This is a genomic window from Pseudonocardia wallangbongensis (genome assembly GCF_054486945.1).
On the sequence record NZ_JBRERS010000008.1, the window covers coordinates 244,623 to 264,822 of the forward strand.

At 73.4% G+C, this 20,200-nt stretch carries 23 protein-coding genes; 8 read left to right on the forward strand and 15 right to left on the reverse strand.

The window, feature by feature from the left end; genetic code table 11:
* Positions 1–22 precede the first annotated feature (22 nt).
* From ACU436_RS27640 to ACU436_RS27665, 6 genes are read right to left on the reverse strand one after another with little or no spacing between them, the layout of a single operon-like run.
* The gene (locus tag ACU436_RS27640; RefSeq protein WP_459029999.1) at positions 23–652 is read right to left on the reverse strand and encodes a TetR/AcrR family transcriptional regulator; all 630 of its coding nucleotides are present in this window, start codon (positions 650–652) and stop codon (positions 23–25) included.
* 2 nt (positions 653–654) lie between these two features.
* Complete coding sequence (locus ACU436_RS27645; RefSeq protein WP_459029883.1) at positions 655–1,686, reverse strand: branched-chain amino acid ABC transporter permease; 1,032 nt, start codon at positions 1,684–1,686, stop codon at positions 655–657.
* Positions 1,683–2,537 (reverse strand): branched-chain amino acid ABC transporter permease, encoded by an 855-nt coding sequence (locus ACU436_RS27650; RefSeq protein WP_459029884.1) that lies wholly within the window; start codon positions 2,535–2,537, stop codon positions 1,683–1,685. Before ACU436_RS27650 ends, ACU436_RS27645 begins: the two co-directional genes overlap by 4 nt.
* Positions 2,534–3,262: an ABC transporter ATP-binding protein gene (locus tag ACU436_RS27655; protein WP_459029885.1), complete on the reverse strand. Its 729-nt coding sequence runs from the start codon at positions 3,260–3,262 to the stop codon at positions 2,534–2,536. The genes ACU436_RS27650 and ACU436_RS27655 overlap by 4 nt, the downstream gene beginning before the upstream one ends.
* The gene (locus tag ACU436_RS27660) at positions 3,259–4,026 is read right to left on the reverse strand and encodes an ABC transporter ATP-binding protein (RefSeq protein WP_459029886.1); all 768 of its coding nucleotides are present in this window, start codon (positions 4,024–4,026) and stop codon (positions 3,259–3,261) included. Before ACU436_RS27660 ends, ACU436_RS27655 begins: the two co-directional genes overlap by 4 nt.
* Positions 4,023–5,234: an ABC transporter substrate-binding protein gene (locus ACU436_RS27665; protein WP_459029887.1), complete on the reverse strand. Its 1,212-nt coding sequence runs from the start codon at positions 5,232–5,234 to the stop codon at positions 4,023–4,025. Before ACU436_RS27665 ends, ACU436_RS27660 begins: the two co-directional genes overlap by 4 nt.
* Before the next feature lie 146 nt (positions 5,235–5,380).
* Between ACU436_RS27665 and ACU436_RS27670 the strand changes: the two genes are divergently transcribed.
* Genes ACU436_RS27670 through ACU436_RS27680 form a run of 3 tightly spaced genes read left to right on the forward strand, consistent with a single transcriptional unit; the run spans position 5,381 to position 7,715 of the window.
* Positions 5,381–5,881 (forward strand): nuclear transport factor 2 family protein, encoded by a 501-nt coding sequence (locus tag ACU436_RS27670; protein ID WP_459029888.1) that lies wholly within the window; start codon positions 5,381–5,383, stop codon positions 5,879–5,881.
* Positions 5,881–6,966 (forward strand): SDR family oxidoreductase, encoded by a 1,086-nt coding sequence (locus ACU436_RS27675; protein ID WP_459029889.1) that lies wholly within the window; start codon positions 5,881–5,883, stop codon positions 6,964–6,966. The genes ACU436_RS27670 and ACU436_RS27675 overlap by 1 nt, the downstream gene beginning before the upstream one ends.
* A 20-nt stretch (positions 6,967–6,986) precedes the next feature.
* Positions 6,987–7,715 carry a mycothiol-dependent nitroreductase Rv2466c family protein gene (locus tag ACU436_RS27680; protein WP_459029890.1) on the forward strand — a complete coding sequence of 243 codons (729 nt, stop codon included), beginning with the start codon at positions 6,987–6,989 and terminating at the stop codon, positions 7,713–7,715.
* A gap of 116 nt (positions 7,716–7,831) precedes the next feature.
* On the opposite strand, the gene ACU436_RS27685 is transcribed toward ACU436_RS27680, so the two are convergent.
* The gene (locus tag ACU436_RS27685; protein ID WP_459029891.1) at positions 7,832–8,770 is read right to left on the reverse strand and encodes a regulatory protein RecX; all 939 of its coding nucleotides are present in this window, start codon (positions 8,768–8,770) and stop codon (positions 7,832–7,834) included.
* Positions 8,771–8,772: 2 nt separating this feature from the next.
* A complete protein-coding gene (recA, locus tag ACU436_RS27690; protein ID WP_459029892.1) occupies positions 8,773–9,813 on the reverse strand; it encodes a recombinase RecA in 1,041 nt (346 codons plus the stop codon).
* 969 nt (positions 9,814–10,782) lie between these two features.
* Between recA and ACU436_RS27695 the strand changes: the two genes are divergently transcribed.
* Both ACU436_RS27695 and ACU436_RS27700 read left to right on the forward strand, forming a co-directional pair.
* Positions 10,783–11,490, forward strand: a complete 708-nt coding sequence (locus ACU436_RS27695; protein WP_459029893.1) for a helix-turn-helix transcriptional regulator — start codon at positions 10,783–10,785, stop codon at positions 11,488–11,490.
* Between the two features lie 44 nt (positions 11,491–11,534).
* Positions 11,535–11,921 (forward strand): VOC family protein, encoded by a 387-nt coding sequence (locus tag ACU436_RS27700; RefSeq protein WP_459029894.1) that lies wholly within the window; start codon positions 11,535–11,537, stop codon positions 11,919–11,921.
* 6 nt (positions 11,922–11,927) lie between these two features.
* Here the strand turns inward: ACU436_RS27700 and ACU436_RS27705 are convergent, their stop codons facing one another.
* The gene (locus ACU436_RS27705; RefSeq protein WP_459029895.1) at positions 11,928–12,122 is read right to left on the reverse strand and encodes a DUF3046 domain-containing protein; all 195 of its coding nucleotides are present in this window, start codon (positions 12,120–12,122) and stop codon (positions 11,928–11,930) included.
* 29 nt (positions 12,123–12,151) lie between these two features.
* Between ACU436_RS27705 and ACU436_RS27710 the strand changes: the two genes are divergently transcribed.
* Both ACU436_RS27710 and ACU436_RS27715 read left to right on the forward strand, forming a co-directional pair.
* A complete protein-coding gene (locus tag ACU436_RS27710) occupies positions 12,152–13,459 on the forward strand; it encodes a CoA transferase (RefSeq protein ID WP_459029896.1) in 1,308 nt (435 codons plus the stop codon).
* 342 nt (positions 13,460–13,801) lie between these two features.
* Complete coding sequence (locus ACU436_RS27715; RefSeq protein ID WP_459030004.1) at positions 13,802–13,930, forward strand: hypothetical protein; 129 nt, start codon at positions 13,802–13,804, stop codon at positions 13,928–13,930.
* A 10-nt stretch (positions 13,931–13,940) separates the two neighbouring features.
* Here ACU436_RS27715 and ACU436_RS27720 read toward each other — a convergent pair whose 3' ends face one another.
* The 5 genes from ACU436_RS27720 to ACU436_RS27740 all read right to left on the reverse strand — a co-directional run bounded on the left by ACU436_RS27720 (position 13,941) and on the right by ACU436_RS27740 (position 18,787).
* The gene (locus tag ACU436_RS27720; protein WP_459029897.1) at positions 13,941–15,173 is read right to left on the reverse strand and encodes an MFS transporter; all 1,233 of its coding nucleotides are present in this window, start codon (positions 15,171–15,173) and stop codon (positions 13,941–13,943) included.
* 53 nt (positions 15,174–15,226) lie between these two features.
* Entirely contained in the window at positions 15,227–16,027 is an 801-nt protein-coding gene (locus tag ACU436_RS27725) for an SDR family NAD(P)-dependent oxidoreductase (RefSeq protein ID WP_459030000.1), read from the reverse strand.
* Positions 16,028–16,107: 80 nt separating this feature from the next.
* Positions 16,108–17,484, reverse strand: coding sequence for a hypothetical protein (locus ACU436_RS27730; protein ID WP_459029898.1), 1,377 nt, complete (start codon positions 17,482–17,484; stop codon positions 16,108–16,110).
* A 153-nt stretch (positions 17,485–17,637) separates the two neighbouring features.
* A complete protein-coding gene (locus ACU436_RS27735) occupies positions 17,638–17,952 on the reverse strand; it encodes an SRPBCC family protein (RefSeq protein WP_459029899.1) in 315 nt (104 codons plus the stop codon).
* A gap of 28 nt (positions 17,953–17,980) precedes the next feature.
* Positions 17,981–18,787 carry an ArsR/SmtB family transcription factor gene (locus ACU436_RS27740; protein WP_459030001.1) on the reverse strand — a complete coding sequence of 269 codons (807 nt, stop codon included), beginning with the start codon at positions 18,785–18,787 and terminating at the stop codon, positions 17,981–17,983.
* A gap of 91 nt (positions 18,788–18,878) precedes the next feature.
* On the opposite strand from ACU436_RS27740, the gene ACU436_RS27745 reads away from it, so the two are divergent.
* A complete protein-coding gene (locus ACU436_RS27745; RefSeq protein WP_459029900.1) occupies positions 18,879–19,619 on the forward strand; it encodes an arginase family protein in 741 nt (246 codons plus the stop codon).
* Here ACU436_RS27745 and ACU436_RS27750 read toward each other — a convergent pair.
* A complete protein-coding gene (locus ACU436_RS27750; RefSeq protein ID WP_459029901.1) occupies positions 19,605–20,162 on the reverse strand; it encodes a TetR/AcrR family transcriptional regulator in 558 nt (185 codons plus the stop codon). The two genes, ACU436_RS27745 and ACU436_RS27750, sit on opposite strands and share 15 nt — an antisense overlap.
* Between the last annotated feature and the right edge of the window lie 38 nt (positions 20,163–20,200).

Sequence of the window (20,200 nt, forward strand, 5' to 3'; positions counted from 1 at the left end):
CCGATCTCTCGAAAATGTGGGTTCATCCGGTGGGACGGAGACCGTTCACGACGAACGTCGCGAACTCGTCGGCGATGGAATCGATGTCGCTGTCCGGCCGCGGCCGGTACCACATGTTGATCCAGTTCAACGCGCCGAGGATCGGCTTCGTCGCCAGCCGGGGCGCCACGTCGCGGAACAGGCCGGCCCGGGTGCCGTCGGCCACGATGTCGGCGAAGTACTGCTCGTACTCGTCGCGCATGTCGACGAACGCCTGCAGCGCCCGGCGCTGCTTCACCCCGGCCTCCTCCATGAGGTGCATCTCCGTGCCCTGCACCGCCACGCGCGACCGGGCGCTCTGGGTCATCATCACCATCGCGTGCATCCGCGCCGCGGCGTGCAGCCGCTCGTCCGGCGGCAGGTCGCGCCGCTCGGCGATGGGCCGGATCCGCTCGAGCAGGTCCAGCATCGAGAGCGTGAGCACGTCGAGGAAGATGTCGGCCTTGGACCGGTAGTAGTGGTAGATCCGGCCCTTCGTCGCGCCCAGCACCTCGGCGATGTCGTCGACGCTGGTGGCGGTGAAGCCGCGTTCCATGAACACGGTGGCCGCCGCGTTCAGCACCTCCATGCGGCCCGCCTCCGCAGGCCCCCTCCGGCCGAGGCCGGACTGCATCGTCACGACGACTCCCTACGCCCCGGCATCCGGCGGACGGCCGCCCGCCAGATGCCCACCAGACCGCTCGGGGACAGCAGCAGGATCGCGGCGAGCACCCCGCCGAGAACGATCTTGTCGGCGTCGCCGCCGAACGAGAACAGCTCCTGCTGCGTCGTCAGGATGGCGGCCCCGACGAGCGGCCCGAGCAGCAGCCGCCGCCCCGGCAGGATCACGGCGGCGAGCATGAACAGCAGGAAGTGCGCGGAGAGCAGGTCGGGGCTGACGTAGCTGCGCTGGTAGGCGTAGAGCCAGCCGGCCAGCCCGGCGATCGGCGCCGACAGGACGAACACCAGCACCCGGGTCCGGCGGACGTCGACGCCGAGGGTCGTCGCGAGGTCCGGGTTCATCTGGGTCATCAGCGCGGTCACGCCCAGCCGCGACCGGCGGAACCGCGCGATGACCGCGACGACCAGCACGAGCAGGACGAACGCGATGGGCCACATCTCCGCGTTCGTGCGCGCGACGTACTGCCCGCCGACGGCCGGGAGCGCGAGCAGCGGGACGCCGACCAGGCCGTCCGTGCCGCCCAGGAAGCCGCTGTTGGACACGACGGTCAGCCCGATGACCGCCGCCGCGTACGTCACCAGCGAGAACACGAACTCGCGCGTGCGGATGGTGGCGAGGCCGAGCACCACCGCGAGGACCGTGACCACCGCGATCGCCGCGACCAGCGATGGCAGCGGCCCCCACCCGTACTTCACGGCCACCACCGCGGTGGCGTACGCCCCGCCCGCCCAGAACAGGGTGTGCCCGAGGCTCACCTCCCCCAGGTAGGACAGCACGACGTCGATGCCGTAGGACATGATCCCGAAGATCGCGATCAGGACCACGGTCGCGTAGATCCGGTCCGAGCCGCCCAGCAGCACCGGCACCAGGTAGCCGAGGACGATCAGCACCGGCCAGCGCGCGATCCGGAGCGCGGCCGGCAGCGCCGGGCCGCCCGACCGGCCTGGGGCCCGTTCCTCGCGGGCCTCCAGTTCGCTCACGGTCATCGGATCCTCAGCCCTTCGGGGCGCACCACGAGGACGATCAGCAGGACGGCGAACGCGGCCGCCATCGAGTAGGCCGGCGGGAAGAACGCCCCGAACAGGGCGACGAACAAACCGAGGCCGAAGCCCGTGACCAGGTTGCCCACGATGCTGCCGATACCGCCGAGCACGACCACCAGGAAGGTGATGATGACCTCGTCGAACCCGATCGAGGTGAGGATCGGGCTGCGCGGCGCGATGATCGCGCCCGCGAGCGCGGCGCTCACCGCGGCGAAGACGAACACCCCGACGTAGACGCGCGCTGCGTTGATGCCGTACAGCTGGGCGAGCTTGGGGTCCTCCGCCACCCCGCGCACGATCCGGCCGACGCCCGTGCGGCGCAGGACGTAGAAGGTCACGGCGTAGAGCACGAGCGCGGCCACGATGATCAGGACGTCCTGCTGGGTGAACCGGGCCGAGCCGATCGCCACGTTCTCGCTGCTGAACGGGCTCGGGATCTGCTGCGGGTTGCCCCCGAAGACGAGCGCGGCGCTGCCCTGCACCAGGTAGCCGAACGCCAGCGTCACGAGCATCAGGCTCACGATGTTCTGCTCGAGGACGAGCCGGGTCATCGCCAGCTGCATGACCGCGCCGAGCACCCCGACCGCCACCAGCGCGATCGGGATGGCCAGCAGGTAGGGCACACCGAGCGAGGTGGTGACCCACCACGTGACGAACGCGCCGAGCATGTAGAGCTGGCCGTGCGCGAAGTTGACCAGCCGGGCGGCGCCGAGCAGCACGGTCCAGCCGACGGCCAGCAGGGCGTAGCCCGCGCCGAGCGCGAGCCCGTTGACGAGCTGGTCGAGGACCTTCACCGGCGCAGCCCTCCCAGGTAGGCGGCGGCGATGCGCTCGTCGTCGCGCATCTCCGCCGCCGGGCCCGACGCGACGACCGCGCCCTGTTCGAGCAGGTAGAGCCGGTCGGCGACCTCCAGCGCCGCTTTCACGTTCTGCTCGACTAGCAGCACGGACAGCCCGCCGTCGACCAGCTCCCGGACGTGGCGCAGCACGTCCAGCACGAGCCGCGGCGCGAGCCCGACCGACGGCTCGTCGAGGATGAGCAGGCGCGGCGCCGCGCGCAGCGCCCGGCCGATCGCGACCATCTGCCGCTCCCCGCCGGACAGCGTCGAGCACCTCTGGGTGGCCCGCGCCTCCAGCTGGCCGAACACCCCGTAGACGTCGGCCACCTCGTACCGCCTGCCCGTGGCGCCCTTCGGCGGGCTCACCAGCTTGAGGTTCTCCTCGACCGTGAGCCCCTCGAACACGCCCTTGCCCTCCGGCACGAGGACGATGCCGCGCCCGGTGCGGCGGTGCGCGGGCAGCCCGCCCACGTCGGCGCCGTCGAGGCGGACGGCGCCGGACACCACGGGCCGGCCGCGCGACCAGCCCGCCACCGCGTTCACCAGCGTGCTCTTGCCGGCCCCGTTCGCCCCGGCGACGGCCACCAGCTCGCTCTCCCCCACGGTGAGGTCCACGCCGTGCAGCGCGGCGGTGTGGCCGTAGCGGACCTCCAGGCCGGCCAGCTCGAGCAGGGCGGTCATGCCGTCCTCCCCAGGTAGGCCTCCAGCACGGCGGGCTGCCGCTGAACGTCGGCGGGCAGGCCGTGGGCGATCTGCTCGCCGCGGTCGACGACCACGAGCCGGTCGACGATCTCCATCACCAGGTCCATGTGGTGCTCGATCAGCACGATCGCGAGGCCACGGCCGCGCAGCTCCCCCAGCAGGTCGGCCAGGTTGCGCATGTCCTCGCCGCCCACCCCGGCCGCGGGCTCGTCGACGAGCAGCACGCGCGTGCCCCCGCCGTAGGCGAGCACGATCGACAGCACCCGCTGCAGCCCGTACGGCAGGTCGTCCGGGAGCAGCTCGTGGTAGCGCGCCGCGATGCCGAACCCCGTCAGCAGCGCGGCCGCGTCCCGCCGGATCCCGGCCCGTGCCGCCCCCTCCCGCCAGGGCGTGACGATGCACGGCAGCAGCCGCGTCGCGCGCTCCACCTGGACGCTCGCCATCGCGTTCTCGAGCACGGTCAGGCCGGTGAAGAACGAGTTCTGCTGGAACGTCCGGCGCAGGCCCCTGCGGGCCAGCGCCTGCGTCGACATCCCCGCCGTGCTCTCCCCGTACAGGTGGCACCCGCCCTCGTGCGGCACGGTGTTGGTGATCGCGGCGAAGCTGGTGCTCTTGCCCGCGCCGTTGGGGCCGATGACCCCGACGATCTCACCGTCGTCGACCGTCCAGGACACGTCGTCGAGGGCGGTGAGGCTGCCGTACCGCACGGTCAGCCCCTCGACGGCCAGGGCGGGAGCGGTCATCCCCACACCGCGTCGTCGACCGGGATCTCCTCGAGGACCTTGGTCTTCCCACCCTCCACCGTGAACGCGTAGATCGGGAACTCCTGCTGGCCGTCCGCGCTGAACCGGACGTCGCCGAGGATCGTCCCCGGGAAGGTCTCGCCCTGGATGGCGTCGGCGACCGCGAGCCGGTCCGTGCCGCCGACCTTCGTCACCGCCTTGCACCAGACGTCCACGCTCTGCGCGCCGAGGGCGCGGTACTTGTCGGGCAGCTCGCCGCCGGAGCGCTGGGTGTAGGCCTGCACGAAGGCCTGGTTGCGCGGGAGGCTGCGGAACGGCTCGACGTCGGGGAAGTAGAGATCGGCCGATACGAGCCCGTCGATCACGGCGCCACCGGCGAGGTCGATGACCGTCGGCGAGACCGTCCCGGTGCCGGCGAAGTGCGTCGCCGGAATCCGCGACTCCGCGTACTGCCGCGCCATCGCCGGCATCCCGGACGACTCCGCCGCATTGGCCGAGAAGACCACGTCCGGGTTCGCGGCGGCGATGTTGGAGAGCGGGATGCGGAAGTCCGTGTCGGTGAACGCGAACTTCTGCTCCGCCACCACCTCGATCCCCCGCTTGTCGAGCTCGGCCCGCAGGCCGGCGCCGGCGTCGTTGCCGTACGCGTCGTTCTGCAGCAGCATCGCCACCCGGCGGGCGTGCAGGGTGTCGGCGATGTAGCGCGCGGCCACGTGCGCGCCCACCTCGTTGCCCGCGTTCATCCGCACGGCGGCCGGGTCGGCGCCGCCGAGGATCGAGGCGTTCTGCGGGATGCTGGTGATGTTCAGGACTCCCGCGCGCACCAGCACCGGCTGGATCGCGAGCGTGACCGGGCTGTTCCAGCCGCCCATGACGACGTCCGCACCCTCGGCGATCAGATCGTTGGCCGCGCTGACGCCGGCCGCGGGTGTGCTCTGGTCGTCGCGGGACACGACCTCGATCTGCCGGCCCGCGCAGCCGCCTTCGGAGTTGATCAGGTCGGACATGACCTCGATGGCCTCGAGGACGTGGGCGCCGTTCGGGCCGGCCGGCCCGGAGAGCGGCACGATCACCCCGACCTTCAGCGGGCCCGAGTCCTCCGGCGGGGCGGCGGACCCGGTGTCCGGGCTGCTCCCGGTGTTGGCACAACCCGCGCTCAACGCCGCCAGCGCCACGGCGGCGGCCAGCAGCTTCCTCGAGCCCTTCACACGCGTCTCCCCATTGAGTCCGACGATCGAGTGGCCGTACTACTGCGTAGGTTGCTGTATAGAGCCGCCTATGTGATCAGGTCAAGACGAGCTCGAAAAATCGCCGAACAATTGACTGCTCGCGACATACCCGCAAGTATGTCGCGATGAGCGATCTCCGTCCGACGCCGGGCTGGGCACGGTCGTGCGACCACGTTCGCCTGCAGCCGCCGCGCGCGACCGACCGGCCCGACCCGGCCACCGACCGGCTGCTCGTCGCCGAGCGGATCGCCCGCTACGGCTGGGCCTACGACGAGCGCGACCGCGAGGCGCTCGCCGAGTGCTTCACCCCGGCCGGGGTGTGGGAGGGCCTGATCATGGGCCACGACCGCGTCGGCCCCGCCGAGGGCCGCGAAGCCATCGTCGACTTCCTCGTCGCGTTCTGGGAGCAGCAGGGCGACCAGCGGCGGCACGTGTTCACGAACGTCGTCGTCGACGAGCTCGCCCCGGCGCACGCGAGCGCGCACGCCTACATCGTGCTCACCGCCGCGAGCGGCGGCGTCATGAACCCCGTGAGCACCGGGCCGTACCGGTTCGAGCTCGTGCGCGAATCCGACGGGATCTGGCGGATCGCGCGGCTGTCCGCCGGGTTCGACGCACCCTTCTGATGCCCGGCCCCGCCCTCGTGGCCGGCGCGAGCGGGCTGGTCGGCGTGGCCGCCGTCGACGCGTTCCTCGACGCGGGGTGGGACGTCGTCGCGCTCTCCCGCCGCCGGCCCGAAGTGGCGAGCACCGGGCCGTTCCGCCACCTCGCGCTCGACCTGCGCGACCCGGCCGCGTGCCGCGCCGCGGCTCCCGAGCTGTCCGGCGTCACCCACGTCGTCTACACGGCGCTCTACGAGAAGCCCGGGCTGATCGCGGGCTGGCGCGAGCAGGACCAGATGGACACCAACCTGGCGATGCTCCGCAACCTGCTCGACCCCCTCACCGAGGTCGCGCCTCTGCAGCACGTCACCCTGCTGCAGGGCACCAAGGCGTACGGGGTGCACCGCCACTCCATCCGGATCCCCGCGCGTGAACGCCATTCGCGCGACGACCACCCGAACTTCTACTGGTTGCAGGAGGACCACCTCCGGCAGGTCTGCGCCGAGCGGGGCGTCGGGTGGACGATCCTGCGCCCGCAGCTCGTGGTCGGGCCCGCGTACGGCGTGGCGATGAACCTGCCGCCGGTGATCGGCGCCTACGCGGCGATCTGCCGGGCGCAGCACCGCCCGTTCGGTTTCCCCGGCGGCCTCTCGTACGTCACGGAGGCCGTGGACGTGCGGCTCGTCGCCGACGCCGCGCTCTGGGCCGCCACCGAACCGCGGGCGTGGGGCGAGCACTTCAACCTGACGAACGGCGAGGTGTTCGAGTGGCGGGACCTGTGGCCGGCACTCGCCGACGTGCTCGGCGTGGAACCCGGCCCGGACGAGCCGGTACGCCTCGGCGAGTTCCTCCCCACCCGGTCGGGCGTGTGGGACGACGTCGTCCGGACGCACCACCTGCGGCCACTCGGCCTGCCGGAACTGCTCGGCGAGTCGCACCACTACGCCGACTACTGCTTCGCCTACGGCGCGAAGCGCATGCCGGCTCCCGCGTTCGTCAGCACCGTGAAGATCAAGCAGGCCGGGTTCTGCCGGACGTGGGACACCGAGGAGTCCGTGCGCCACTGGCTGCGGGTGCTCATCGATCGGCAAGTGCTGCCGCCTGCCTGACCAGGAGCTACGGTCAGCACATGGCCGACGCCGACATCCACTTCTACTTCGACCCGGTGTGCCCGTTCGCCTGGATGACCAGCAAGTGGGTGCGGATGGTGCAGGCGCAGCGCGACTACCGGGTGGACTGGCGGTTCATCTCGCTGCGCCTGGTGAACGCCAACGTGGACTACGCCGAGCACTTCCCGCCGGAGTACGAGGCGGGCCACACGTCGGGTCTGCGGCTGCTCCGGATGGCCGCCCGTACGCGCGCCGAGTACGGGCGGGAGGTGATCGGGCCGCTCTACGCGGCGCTCGGCACGAGGATCTTCGACCAGGTGGGTGCCCGGAACGACGCGGCGGCCCGCGAGGTGCGCGGCACCCGCGAGTTCGTGGAGCCGGTCCTGACCGCGGTAGGGCTCCCGCCCACGCTCGCGGACGCCCTCGACGATGCGTCGTGGGACGCCGAGATCCAGGCCGAGACCGACGAGGCGCTCTCGCTCACGGGCAAGGACGTCGGCACGCCCATCCTGCACTTCGAGCCGCCGGACGGTGTGGCGTTCTTCGGACCGGTGATCAGCCGGCTGCCGACCGAGGAGCAGGCCGCCGAGCTGTGGGACCACGTGATCGGCCTGACCCGGTTCCCCGGCTTCGCGGAGCTGAAGCGCAGCCTCCGCGAGCGGGTGCAGCTGCGCGCACTCGGCTGGCGCGACGGCGACGTCGGTGACCTGGAGGACTGGCACGGCGGGAGCCGGCGGCTGAAGAAGTAGGCGCGTGGGGTCCTGAACGTCTCCGGCCATAGCGAGCGGCGTCCAGGTGTATGGCGCGGTGCCACGGGCTCGACATCGAGTCCCTGCGGCCCGGACAACTCGGACCGGGACACGGCCTAGTCGTCGACGGCCTCGCCGCCGCCGAGCTCGTCGTCCTCGGCGCCCCGTTCGGCGAGTGCCTCCTTGACCACGCGGTAGGCGATGCCGGGGCCGTAGCCCTTGCGGGCGAGCATGCCGACCAGGCGCCGCCCCGCGGTGGCCCGCTGCTCGGCGGTGCTGACGGCGACCGTGCGCAGCTTGCGGTCGATCAGCTCCCGGGCCCGGCGTTCCTCGGACTCGGCGTCGACCTCGGAGAGCGCCTCCCCCGCGTCCTCGTCGCTCACGCCCTTGCGCCGCAGCTCCATGGCGATGGCGCGGCGGGCGAGGCCGCGGTGGTTGTGCCGCGAGCGCACCCACTGCCCGGCGAACGCGGCGTCGTCGATCAGCCCGACCTCGTCGAACCGCTCCAGCACCGAGTGGGCCGCCTCGTCCGGCACGCCCTTGCGCCGCAGCACCTGGGCCAGCTCCTGTCGGGTGCGGGCTCGGTCGGTGAGCAGCCGCAGGCACACCTCGCGGGCAACGGCCACCGGGTCGGCGTCGGGGTCGAGCTCCTGGGGCTCGCGTCCGCGCCGCCCGCGCGGGCGCTTGCGCGGCTCGGCCGCTTCGGGACCACCCGGCTCCCGCGCCTCCGTGGCGGGCTCGGCGACAGGCTCCGAGGCGGGCCGCACCGGGGCGCGGCCCGCTGCCCGGCGGGATGGGCCCCGCTCGGTGTCGCCGGTGCGGCGCCGAGCGGCACGCCGGTTCAGCGCACCGGGGCCGAACTCGACGACCGTGACGTCCTCGCGGCCCGCACCGATCGTGGGGCTGTCGAACAGCTCCGGCGGGGCGGCCTCCGGAGTGGCTTCCGGCGCGAGCAGCTCGCCGAACGTCGCGACCGGCGTGCCGTCCGCTCCCTCGCCACCGATCCCGTCGAGCCGGGCGACCCGGCCGCCCGCCGGCTCGGGCGCGTCGGCCACGCTCAGAAGTCGACGGGGGCGGGCAGCGGCGCGACCTCGGCGTCGACCTGCGCACCGATCCCGAGCTTCTCCTTGATCCGCTTCTCGATCTCGTTGGCGACGTCGGGGTTGTCGCGCAGGAACTTGCGGGCGTTCTCCTTGCCCTGCCCGAGCTGGTCGCCCTCGTAGGTGTACCAGGCACCGGACTTGCGGATGATCGCCTGCTCGACGCCCACGTCGATCAAGGAGCCCTCGCGGCTGATGCCGACGCCGTAGAGGATGTCGAACTCGGCCTGCTTGAACGGCGGCGCCACCTTGTTCTTGACGACCTTGACGCGCGTGCGGTTGCCGACCATGTCGGAGCCGTCCTTGAGCGTCTCGATGCGGCGGATGTCCAGGCGGACCGACGAGTAGAACTTGAGCGCCTTGCCGCCGGTCGTGGTCTCCGGGGACCCGAACATGACCCCGATCTTCTCGCGCAGCTGGTTGATGAAGATCGCCGTGGTGCCGGAGTTGCTCAGCGCGCCGGTGATCTTGCGCAGCGCCTGGCTCATCAGCCGGGCCTGCAGGCCCACGTGGCTGTCGCCCATCTCGCCCTCGATCTCCGCGCGCGGGACGAGCGCCGCGACCGAGTCGATGACGATGACGTCGAGCGCGCCCGAGCGGATCAGCATGTCGGCGATCTCGAGCGCCTGCTCACCGGTGTCGGGCTGGGACACCAGCAGGGCATCGGTGTCGACACCGAGCACCTTGGCGTACTCGGGGTCGAGCGCGTGCTCCGCGTCGATGAACGCCGCGACGCCGCCCGCCGCCTGCGCGCTGGCCACCGCGTGCAGCGCGACGGTGGTCTTACCGCTGGACTCCGGGCCGTAGACCTCCACGACGCGACCGCGGGGCAGGCCGCCCACCCCGAGCGCGAGGTCGAGCGCGATCGACCCGGTGGGGATCACCCCGATCGGTGGGCGGGTGTCGTCGCCGAGGCGCATCACCGACCCCTTGCCGTGGTTCTTCTCGATCTGCGCGAGGGCGAGCTGCAGCGCCTTCTCGCGGTCGGGTGTGCTCATCGCTCGTCCTCGCTGCGCTCGGTCGGCCCATCGGGAATAATCGCAGCGCGCAGGCGCTGTGACTCTGATTCGCTCGCAAGCTCGCTCATCGCCGGGTCTCCACCTCAGTGCTCGGACGGGTCTGTCGTCGGCGTCGACGGTAGGGGGCGCCACCGACGATCCGCGCGGGGCGGTGACGATCTGTGGACAGCCGCACCGCGATGTGAATGGAATCGTAGCGAACACGTGTTCGATCGACCACGGGACACGCCGGGTGGTGCGGATGCGGCGCCCGGCGGCGGCCTGGACCGGCCCGTCGAGCGCGCGCCCCGGGGCGTGGCGGCCACGGGCCGAATTGAGGCGCGCCGCCCAGGCATGATCAGCGCATCCGGTTCTCAGGCCGCGCCCGGAGGGTGTTGCCGAATCGCCGATGAGCCTGTCGCGACGGTGCACCGCTGCGGTGGGCGCGCCGTGCCCGACCGGTCGCGGCCTGCCTCGACACCTCGTCCGGGCCTGGCGTGTGTCCGCTCCGGTCGATCCCGACCCCGCCACCCCTGGTGGGTGGCCGGGGTGTTGCTGAATCGGCCGCGCCGGGCGTTCGGCGGTCAAGGCGAAATGGTCGCTAGTTGATCTTCAACAGCGACCATCAGTCCTTGATCGTTGCCGTGGCCTGCCGTTATCGGGTGCACATCGTCGTTGCCACAACCATGGACAACCGATACCGCCGCGGGCGTCACCGCCCTCCGGCCGCGCACGTTCCGCACGACGATGCACGGGTGCCGCAGCCCCGATTCGGCAACACCCTCCCCGTGCGGCTCTGCGACCGCACTCGACGATCACAGTCGACACGGGACGCTCCGGCGCGTGATCCAACCCAGATGGGCTGCAACGCCCTGCCGAGGGCCGCGCGGCGCGACCTCGCAGCGATCACGGGGGCGGCTCACCTCCGCGGGAGGCCACACTGTCGGTGGGCCGCCCTACCGTCGCCCCGTGAACCGCACCGACCGCCTCTACGCCATGGTCGAACAGCTGCGAGCATGCGCTCCCCGCCGCGTCAGCGCGCGCGAGCTGGCCGCCCGGTTCGAGGTGAGCGCGCGCACCGTCGAGCGGGACATCTCGGCCCTCCAGCAGGCCGGCGTGCCGATCTACGCCGACGTCGGCCGCACCGGCGGCTACACCCTCGACAAGAGCCGCACCCTGCCGCCGCTCAACTTCACCCCGGCCGAGGCCGTTGCGGTCGCCATCACGCTCAGCCGCGGCGAGGGCTCGCCGTACAGCCGTGCCGCGCGCACGGCCCTCCACAAGATCCTCTCGGCGATGTCGGCGGTCGACGGCGAGGCCGCCCGCGAGCTGGCCGACCGCATCCGGTTCATGTCCCCCGCCGAGCCGGACGTCCCCGCCTCGGTGCCCGCGGTGCTGGAGGAGGCCGTGGCCGCGCGCCGCGTGGTGCGGCTCGGATACGTCGACCGCTCCGGCGCGGTCACCGAACGCGAGGTGGAACCCGTCGCGTTCACCGCGGGGAACCGCTGCTGGTACTTCATCGGCTGGTGCCGCCTGCGCGGGGAGGGCCGGGTGTTCCGCACCGACCGGATCCGGGACGCCGTCCTGCTCGACGACACGGCTCCGCACCGCAGCTTCGAGGAGCTCAAGCACGACCTTCCGGACGACATCGTGGTCCGCTCCCTGAACCTGGTCTGAAACACCGACAGGGGGTTGTCGCGGGGCGGGTCCACGGTGGCGCCATGACGAACGACACCACCGCCCCCGCACCGAACACCGTCGCCTGGTTCCAGATCGGCACGGACGATCCGGCGGCCGCCCAGGAGTTCTACGGCGGCCTGTTCGGCTGGAACGTCGCCGAGGACCCGGACCTGCCCGGCTACGACCTCGTCAGCTACGCCGGAGCCGAGGGGCCGACGGGCGGCATCGCACACACCGACGGAGGTGCGGAGAACCACGCCACGTTCTTCGTGCTCGTCGAGGACGTCGCGGCCGCGCGCGCCCAGGCGGAACAGCTCGGCGGCAAGAGCCTCGGTCCCGCCGTCACCACGCAGAACGGGCTCGTCTTCGCCCACCTGCTCGACCGGTCCGGCAACCGGTTCGGCGTGTTCAGCCCACCGTCGGCCTGAGGGGCGTCAGCGGCGCGCGGGTGGCACGTCGTAGGCGTCGCAGACGGCGAGCCACACCGCGCGCGGCTCGATCCCTGCCTCGAGCGCATCCTCCACGGTGCGGCCGCCGAGCTCGGAGAACACGTGGTCGCGCGCCAGGGCCCCGGCGCGGGCCACGCCGAACTCGGTCTCCATCAACTCCCGGAAGTAGGTCAGTCGCACCCGACCAACGGTAGTGGCACGCTTCGGGTGTGCCGGACCTGCTGCCCGCCGTGTGGGCGTCCCTCGGAGGCATTCCCGACGAGCTCGACCGCATCACGATCAGCGGGCCTCCCGCGGTGCTGCGCTCGACGTTCCCGGTCACCGACGTGGGCGCCGCCGCGGTGGGCGCGAGCCTGCTGGCGGCCACCGCGGGCACGGGCGTGCCGGTCGCGGTCGACACCGGCGCGCTCGCGGTGAGCCTGCGCAGCGAGCGCCACGTCCGGCTCGACGGCCGGGCGGTCGGCAGCCCGTTCGACCCGCTGTCGGCCTTCCACCGCACGGCCGACGGCTGGCTTCGGCTGCACGCCAACTACCCGTGGCACCGGGCCGCGGCCCTGCGCGTGCTGGGCTGCGCGGAAGCCGACGTGCCGGCGGCGATCGCGGAGCGCGGCGCATTCGAGCTGGAGAACGCGCTGCACGAGGCGGGCGGCATCGGGGCAGCGGTGCGTACCCGGGAGGCCTGGCGCGCGGCGGCGGGACCACCGCCACCGCTCGTCGAGCGGCGCGTGCTGGGTGCCGCCCCGCCGCGCCCGGCACGTCGGCCGCGCGTGCTCGACCTCACCCGCGTGATCGCCGGGCCCGTCGCGACGCGCACCCTCGCCGCCCACGGCGCCGACGTCCTGCGCCTGGACGCACCCGCCCGGCCCGAGATCCCGCTCCATGCCTACGACACGCTGCCGGGCAAGCGCAGCGCCCTGCTCGACCTCGCCGCCGACGACCGGGTTCTCGAGGAGCTCCTGGCCGGCGCCGACGTAGTGGTCACCGGCTACCGCCCCGGCGCGCTCGACCGGTTCGGGCTCGCCCCCGCCGAGCTGGCGCGCCGGCACCCCGGGTTGGTGGTCGTCACGCTGTCGGCGTGGGGGCACGAGGGACCCTGGGCGCACCGGCGCGGCTTCGACAGCATCGTGCAGGCCGCGTGCGGGATCGCCGAGGCCGAGGGCGCCGACGGCGTGCCCGGCGCCCTGCCCGCCCAGGTGCTCGACCACGCCACCGGCTACCTCGCGGCCGCCGGGGCCCTCCTCGCGCTCGCCGAGCAGCGCCGGGCCGGCGGGAGTCACCACGTCCGCCTCGCGTTGGCCGGCACGGCGGCGTGGCTGCAGTCCCTCCCCCGCGCGGCGCCGCAGGACGTTCCCGACGCCGACCCGGCACCGCACCTGGTCGACCTCGACGCCCCGGGCGGCCGCCTGACCCTCGCCCTCCCGCCCGGCACGGTCGACGGCCGGGCCCTGACCTGGCCCGCCCCGGCCCCGTCGTACGGCACGGCGCGGCCGTCCTGGGACGGCGCTTCCCGGCCGTGAGCATCGGCTCGGTGCGCGGCCGGCCACATCCGGCCGGTCCCGCACCCCTCCGTGTCGATCGATCCGAGCTGTGCGCACCCGCCACCCGGAGGACGCTGCGCGGGATATCGCAACGATCAACGCATCACGATCGGACCGACATCCGCCACAGCGCCCACCCAAGGGCAGCCACGCCCAGGTGATCATGGAAAGCCGCCTCCGGTGGCGCCGCGCGCCCCACCGGGCAGGCCCCGGCCTGCCCGGCGCATCCGGCCGCCTCAGCTCCGAACCCGTGATCACTGTCCGGGGAGCCGCGGCGACCACCACCCCGTTTCGGGCGTTCTACCGGTAGCGTCGACGTCCGTGATGTCCGTTATCGCCCAGGACCCCACCGGCCTCTCGTCACCGGTCGGCCGGCTGGTGGTCCTGTTCGGCCTGTTGGCGGCGCTGGTCGTGATGCTGCGCTGGTGGTGGTACAACCGCCGCCGCTGACGACCGGACGTCAGGTGGCCGGGCGCGTCCGCAGCCCGGCCGACCCGGCCGCCACCAGGTAGGGCACGGCCAGCACCGCGGCCGCCACGCCGAGCGTCGCGTAGGACGCCCCGGCGAACACGAGCCCGGCCGTGATGCCCCCGACGGCACCGCTCACGTTCATCGCGACATCGGACAGGCCCTGCACACCGGTGCGCACCCGGGCCGGCACCGACTCGGTGAGCAGCGCCGACCCGGCTACCAGGCCGCCCGACCAGCCGAGGCCGAGCAGCACGAGCCCGGCGGAGAGCATCCCCGTGTCGTGCGGTCCGGCCAGCGCGCACAGGATCCCGGCCGCGAGCAGGAACACGGCGGCCAGCGCGAGGACGCGGGGGCGTCCGGCGCGGTCGGCGAGCCAGCCAAAGAGCGGGCTGAACGCGTACATCCCCGCGACGTGCAGGCTGATCACCAGGCCGACGATCGCGAGGGTGGCACCGCCGTGGTCCATGTGCACCGGCGTCATCGACATCAGGCCGACCATCAGCAGGTGGCCCACGACGATCCCGCCGAGCCCGAGCAGCGCGGCGGGCGAGGACAGGAGCGCAGCCCGCACCTCCGGCGCCCCGGGCGGCCTGCCGGGCTCGGGCTCCGCCGCGGCCCGGGCGGCGAGCAGCGGGTCCGGCCGCAGGCCGGCCCAGGTGCCGAGGGCGGCCACCGCGAACGCTCCGGTGCAGAGCAGGTACGGGCCGGTGGCCGGCTCCAGGCCGAGACCCCCGGCCGCGGCCTGTACCGGGGCGGCGAGGTTCGGGCCCGCGACCGCCCCCACCGTGGTCGCCCAGACGACCATCGAGAGTGCCCGGGCCCTGCGGTCGGGGGCCGCGAGGTCGGTGGCGGCGAAGCGGGCGGCGAGGCCCGCCGCCGTGGCCGCCCCGACCAGCACCAACGCGACGAGCAGCGCCGGCGCGCTCCCGATCGACACGGCCACCACCGCACCCGCCCCGCCGAGCGCCGCCACGCCGTAGCCGAGGCTCAGCGAGGGCCGCCGGCCCGCCCGCGCGGCCACCCGGGCGACGACGAACGACGCGGCCGCCGCGCCGAGCACCGTGCCGGTCTGCGCGAGCCCGCCCACCGCCTCCGACCCGGACAGCCGGCTGGCCACGAGCGAGCTGACGGCGATCGCACCGGACACCCCGACCCCACCCAGCACCTGGGCGGCGGCGAGCACGAGCAGGATCCGGCGCTGGACAGCGATCTCGACGGGCACGGACCGATCCTGATGTCCCCCGGCCGGCGACGCCAGTGGGTTCCGGAAGCGGTCTACACCGCCTTGTGGAAGCCCCCGTCCACGATCACGTCCGCGCCGGTCGTGCTCGCCGAGCGCGGGGAGGCGAGCAGGACGATCACGTCGGCGACCTCCTGCGGGTCGAGCAGCCGACCCGTCTTCAGGGCCATGGCCTCCGGCGCCACCCGCTCCAGCACCTCGTCGCGATCGGCGCCGAACGCGGCGGCGAGGACGTCCGCGGCACCGCCCTCGTCGGTCCACCAGGGTGTGCGGACCGGGCCCGGGGAGATCGTGTTCACCCGCACGCCCTGGGGCGCGAACTCCTCGGAAAGGGCCTTCGTCAGGTTGGTGAGCGCCGCCTTCGCCGCGGCGTAGTCGGCGTTCATCGCACCGGGCTGGCGCGCGTTCGACGACGACACGTTGACGATCGCGCCGCCACCGCGCTCCACCATCACGGGGATGGCCGCCCGCGTCGCCCGTACCGCGGAGAACAGGTTGAACTCGAACATGTCCCGCCAGTCGGCGTCGGTGAGCGGGAGGAAGGAGAAGCGGGGCAGGGACACGCCGGGCGGCGGCCCGCCGGCGTTGTTGACGAGGATGTCCAGCCCGCCGAAGACGTCGACGGCCCGCGCGACGACGGCGGCCGGCGCGTCCGGGTCGGTGAGGTCGGCGGGCACGTGCACGAGACCGGGCCCGGCGAGCGCGTCGAGTTCGGCGCTGCTCTTGCGGGACGCCACGACCACGTGGGCGCCCTCGGCCCGCAGCGTCCGCACGGTCGCGAGCCCGATGCCCTTGCTGCCGCCGGTGACGACGGCGACCTTGTCGATCAGTTTCATGTCCACGCCGTCGAGACTGCGGCCCCGGGGGCGGCCGATCTGGCGGTGATCGGACGGCGCATGCCGACGGCCGATTCCCGTTATCCCGAGCGGGCCGGGGCCCGAACCGGGTCCGGCAGCAGGGCGGGCCGGTCCGCGTACACCAGCGCGAGACGGCCGTCGCCCGACACCCGGGTCATGGCGGCCGCCGCCGCGACCAGGAGGATCACCCCGACGTCCTCGCCGAGCTCCTCGACGTGGTAGCCGATCACGAAGCCGATCCCCTCGTTCCCCGCGGCCATGAACAGCCCCTGCACGGCCTCGAGCCCCAGCCCGGTGGCGAGCAGCAGGGCGATGCCACCGACGAGCAGCGCGCGGGCGCGGGCATGGACCCGGGCGGCGAGCGCCACCACCGCGGCGGCGACGCCCACGCCGGCGACGGCCCCGGGGATCAGCCAGTAGAAGGGGAAGTCACCGGTCTCCGGGACCAGGAGGCGGCCCAGCTGCTCGGAGCGCTCGTGCAGCTGGCTCTGGTCGTCGAGCGAGAGGACGGCGAGGACGGCCGCGGTGACCATCCAGTACCGAGCCTCGGGCGCTCCTGCGCTCCGCGCCGCCGCGAACGCCGCGAGGTGGACGAGCGCCGCGGTGGTGAGCAGGGCCACGCTCCACCAGGTGGGCAGGTTGTGCTCGACGAGCAGGTCCACGAACAGGCGCACGTCGCGCAGCACCGGCTGCGCGGGGTCGGCGAGCACGAACCCGAGGCTGAGCAACGCCAGCGCCACGCTCACCCCGCCGAGCCACCACCAGACGGCCGTGCGGCGTACCGGCACGCCGTCGCCGCCGCGGATCGCCGCGCGGTGCCGCACCTGCAGCGCGTTCCCGGCACCGGACAGCACCAGCGCACGCAGGGCCGCGACCAGCATCAGTGCGGCACCGGCGTTCCCGCCCAGCTGCCCGAGGTGCGCGACGAGGACGCCCGCGGTGCGCCCGCCGAGCAACGCGGCCGCGACCGGCCCGCCGACCGCCGACACCACGAGCAGCACCCCGCCGCCCACGAGCGGGCCGCTCGACGGGGCGCCGATCCGGGCCGCCAGCACGACCAGCACCGCGACGAGCGCCGGCACGAGGACGGCAGCCATCGCGAACCAGTTCCGGGTGAGCACGCCGTCCCCGAACACGAGCCGGCCGATCCCGCCGAGCCTGCGGTGCACGCCGGTGAGGTCGGCCATCGAGAACGCCGCGACGATCCCCGCGGCCGTGAACCAGGCGCCCGCCCCGGCCGCGCGTCCGGCGCGGGCGGCGGCGCCGGTCACCGCGAACGCGAGCGCCACCGTGAGCAGCAGCGCGCTGCTCCACCAGGCCGGCAGGCTGTTCCCGCCGAGCGCGTCGAGCCAGCGGGCGAGCTCGTTGCGCGCGTCCGGGTCCGGATTCGTGATCGCGACGGCGAAACTCATCGCGACGAGGACCGTCGAGATCACCAGGACATGACCGACCGGCCGGAATGGTGAGCGATAGATCATTGCCGACTCCTCGCCTCAGCAAGGCGAGGCTGCCAGACGGCGTCGACGATCCGCGACAGGCGGGCGTCACCAAATTCGCGTGTCGTTCATGAATGCGAATTCCGGCGAGTCCTACACCCAGCTGTCCGGGAACTCGTCGCGGACGGCCCCGAGCTCGACCCCGTGCTCGAGCAGGGCCTTCGCCGCGCACAGGGCCGTGGTGTAGCCACCCGTCGAGCCCGCGACATAGGCGATCGCCTCGTCGGCCGGACCGGAGAAGCCCGATTCGACGACCGTGATCACGGCCCCTTCCTCCCGTCGGACGAACCGGAACTCCGCAATCGTCCCACCGCCGACACCCATTTCCAGTACGAGCCGTTCCGGCTCCTCGAAATCCTTGACCCGCACGGTGTCCCCGACCCCGTACATCTCCCACTCCCGGCGCACCGTGACGCCTCGACGTTCGGCATCACGGTCAGCTCCGCCACGCCTCGGCCGGCACCGCCGGCATCGGCTGTCCGGTCTCCATCAGCGTCTTGAGGTCGGAGAGCAGGTGCGGCCAGCCCGTGCCGACCATCGCGCGCATGGTGCTGCCGGCGGGGAAGTCGTCGTGGACCACGGTGAGCTTGACCGTCTCGCCGAACGGCTCGATCTCGAACGTCACCTTCGACCGGCTCTCGGCGGCGAGCGTGGCGCGGACCTCCTCGTCGATGCCGTTGGCGGTGGCCCATCCCGGCGTGGGGGTGTGCCAGGTGTAGGCGAGCCTGCGGTACGGCTCGGCCTCCAGCACGACCTGCTCGGGATCGACGACGCGGTGGCCGTCCTGCTCCCAGACCATGGCCGATCCCGGTCGCCAGTCGGTCTCGAACGTGACGCCCCAGTACCGGCGGGTGAACGCCGGGTCCGTGAGCGCCTGCCACAGCCGCTCCGGCGTGGTGGTGATGAACGTCGTGTAGACGAACGCGGGCTCCCCCATCGGGGCCTCCAATGCCTGCTTGAGGTCGGCGAGCGCCTCCACCCGCCGCCGGTCGTACCGGTTGATCCAGCGGTCGGCGATCGCGTGGATCGGCACCGCGTTGAGGTAGTGCCACTTCTCCCGGCCGCGCCGGACCGTGGTCACGAGGTTCGCCTCCTCGAGCACCGCGAGGTGCTTGCTGACGGACTGCCGGGCCATGTCCAGGCCCGCACACAGCTCGTTGAGCCGCTGCCCGTTGCGGGCGTTCAGGCCGTCGAGGAGCCGGCGGCGGCTCGGGTCGGCCAGCGCCTTGAAGATCTCGTCCATCCCCACCCCGGTCATTCATGCAGCCGTCCGGCTGCCTTTCACGATAGGCAGCCGGTTGGCTGCATGTCAACCGCGCCGCGAGACTGGCGGCGTGACCGTGATCGCCGTCCCGTTCCACCTCGACGAGCACCTGCCCGGCCTGCAGCTCCCGCTCGTCGCCGACCGCACGATCGCCCCGGACCTCCCGCCCGGCACCCCGCGGGAGCGGATGGCGGCGCTCTACGAGGAGGTCGCCGAGGCGGTGGCCGCCGAGACCCGCGCCGGCCGGGTCCCGGTCGTGATCTCGGGCGACTGCACGACCTCGCTCGGCGTCGTCGCCGGACTCCAGCGGGCCGGCCGCGACCCGCGCGTCGTCTGGTTCGACGGCCACGGGGACGTGCAGACGCCGCAGACGTCGTCGTCGGGATACCTGGGCGGGTTCCCGGTGCGCCAGCTCGTGGGCGGATCGGACCGCACCGCACCGCAGCGGCTCGGGCTGCGCCCGGTGCCCGAGCGGGACGTGGTGCTGGTCGACGCCCGGGACCTGGACCCGCCGGAGGTCGAGTACCTCGCGCGGTCGGGCATCCAACGGGTGCCGGTCGATCGGGTGGGCGCCGTCGAAGAACCGGTCTACCTGCACGTCGACGTGGACGTCACGAACCCCGACGACCTCCCGGGACTGCTGTTCCCGGCGGCCGGCGGGCCGGGGCTCGCGGCGGTGACGACCGCCGTCCGCACCGTCGTCGCCGCGGGCGGCGTGGCCGCGGTCGGCATCGCGTGCACCTACCGGCAGGGCAGCGGGGCCGCTCACCGGCTCGCCGGCCTCGTGGCGGAGCTGTCAGCCGCGCAGTAGCCGCGCGGCGGCCCGGCGCGCCTGCTCGATCCCGTCCGCCTGCCCGCCCGCCGTCACGACGACGTTCGCCCCCTCGTAGAGCAGGTGCAACTGCGCGCCGATGTCCCCGTCGCCGTCCACCAGCTCGGTGAGCAGCGCCCGCATCGCCGCCTTCTCGGCGCGGATCACCGCCTCGCCGGGGTGGCCGGTGCCGCCGATCTCGGCGTTGGCGTTGACGAACGCGCAGCCGCGGTCCTGCTCGGCGAGCCACTCCTCGAGCGCGTCGAAGACGGCGAGCGCACGCCCCGGGCCGGCGGGAACCCGCTCGATGCGGTCGTGGACGAACGCCTGCCACCGCTGCGCCCTCCGCCGCAGGTACAGCGCGACCAGCGCGTCCTTGCTCCCGAACCGGTCGTAGAGGGTCTTCTTCGTGGTGCCCGCGACGTCGGCGATCAGGTCGACGCCGACGGCCCGGATCCCCCGCCGGTAGAACAGGTCGGCCGCCGCATCCAGGAGCCGCTCCCCGGCGGGCGTGAGCGGTGCGACGTAGAACTCGGTGGTCATCCACTGCGAGTATACAGACCGGTGTGGTTATCTCGCCG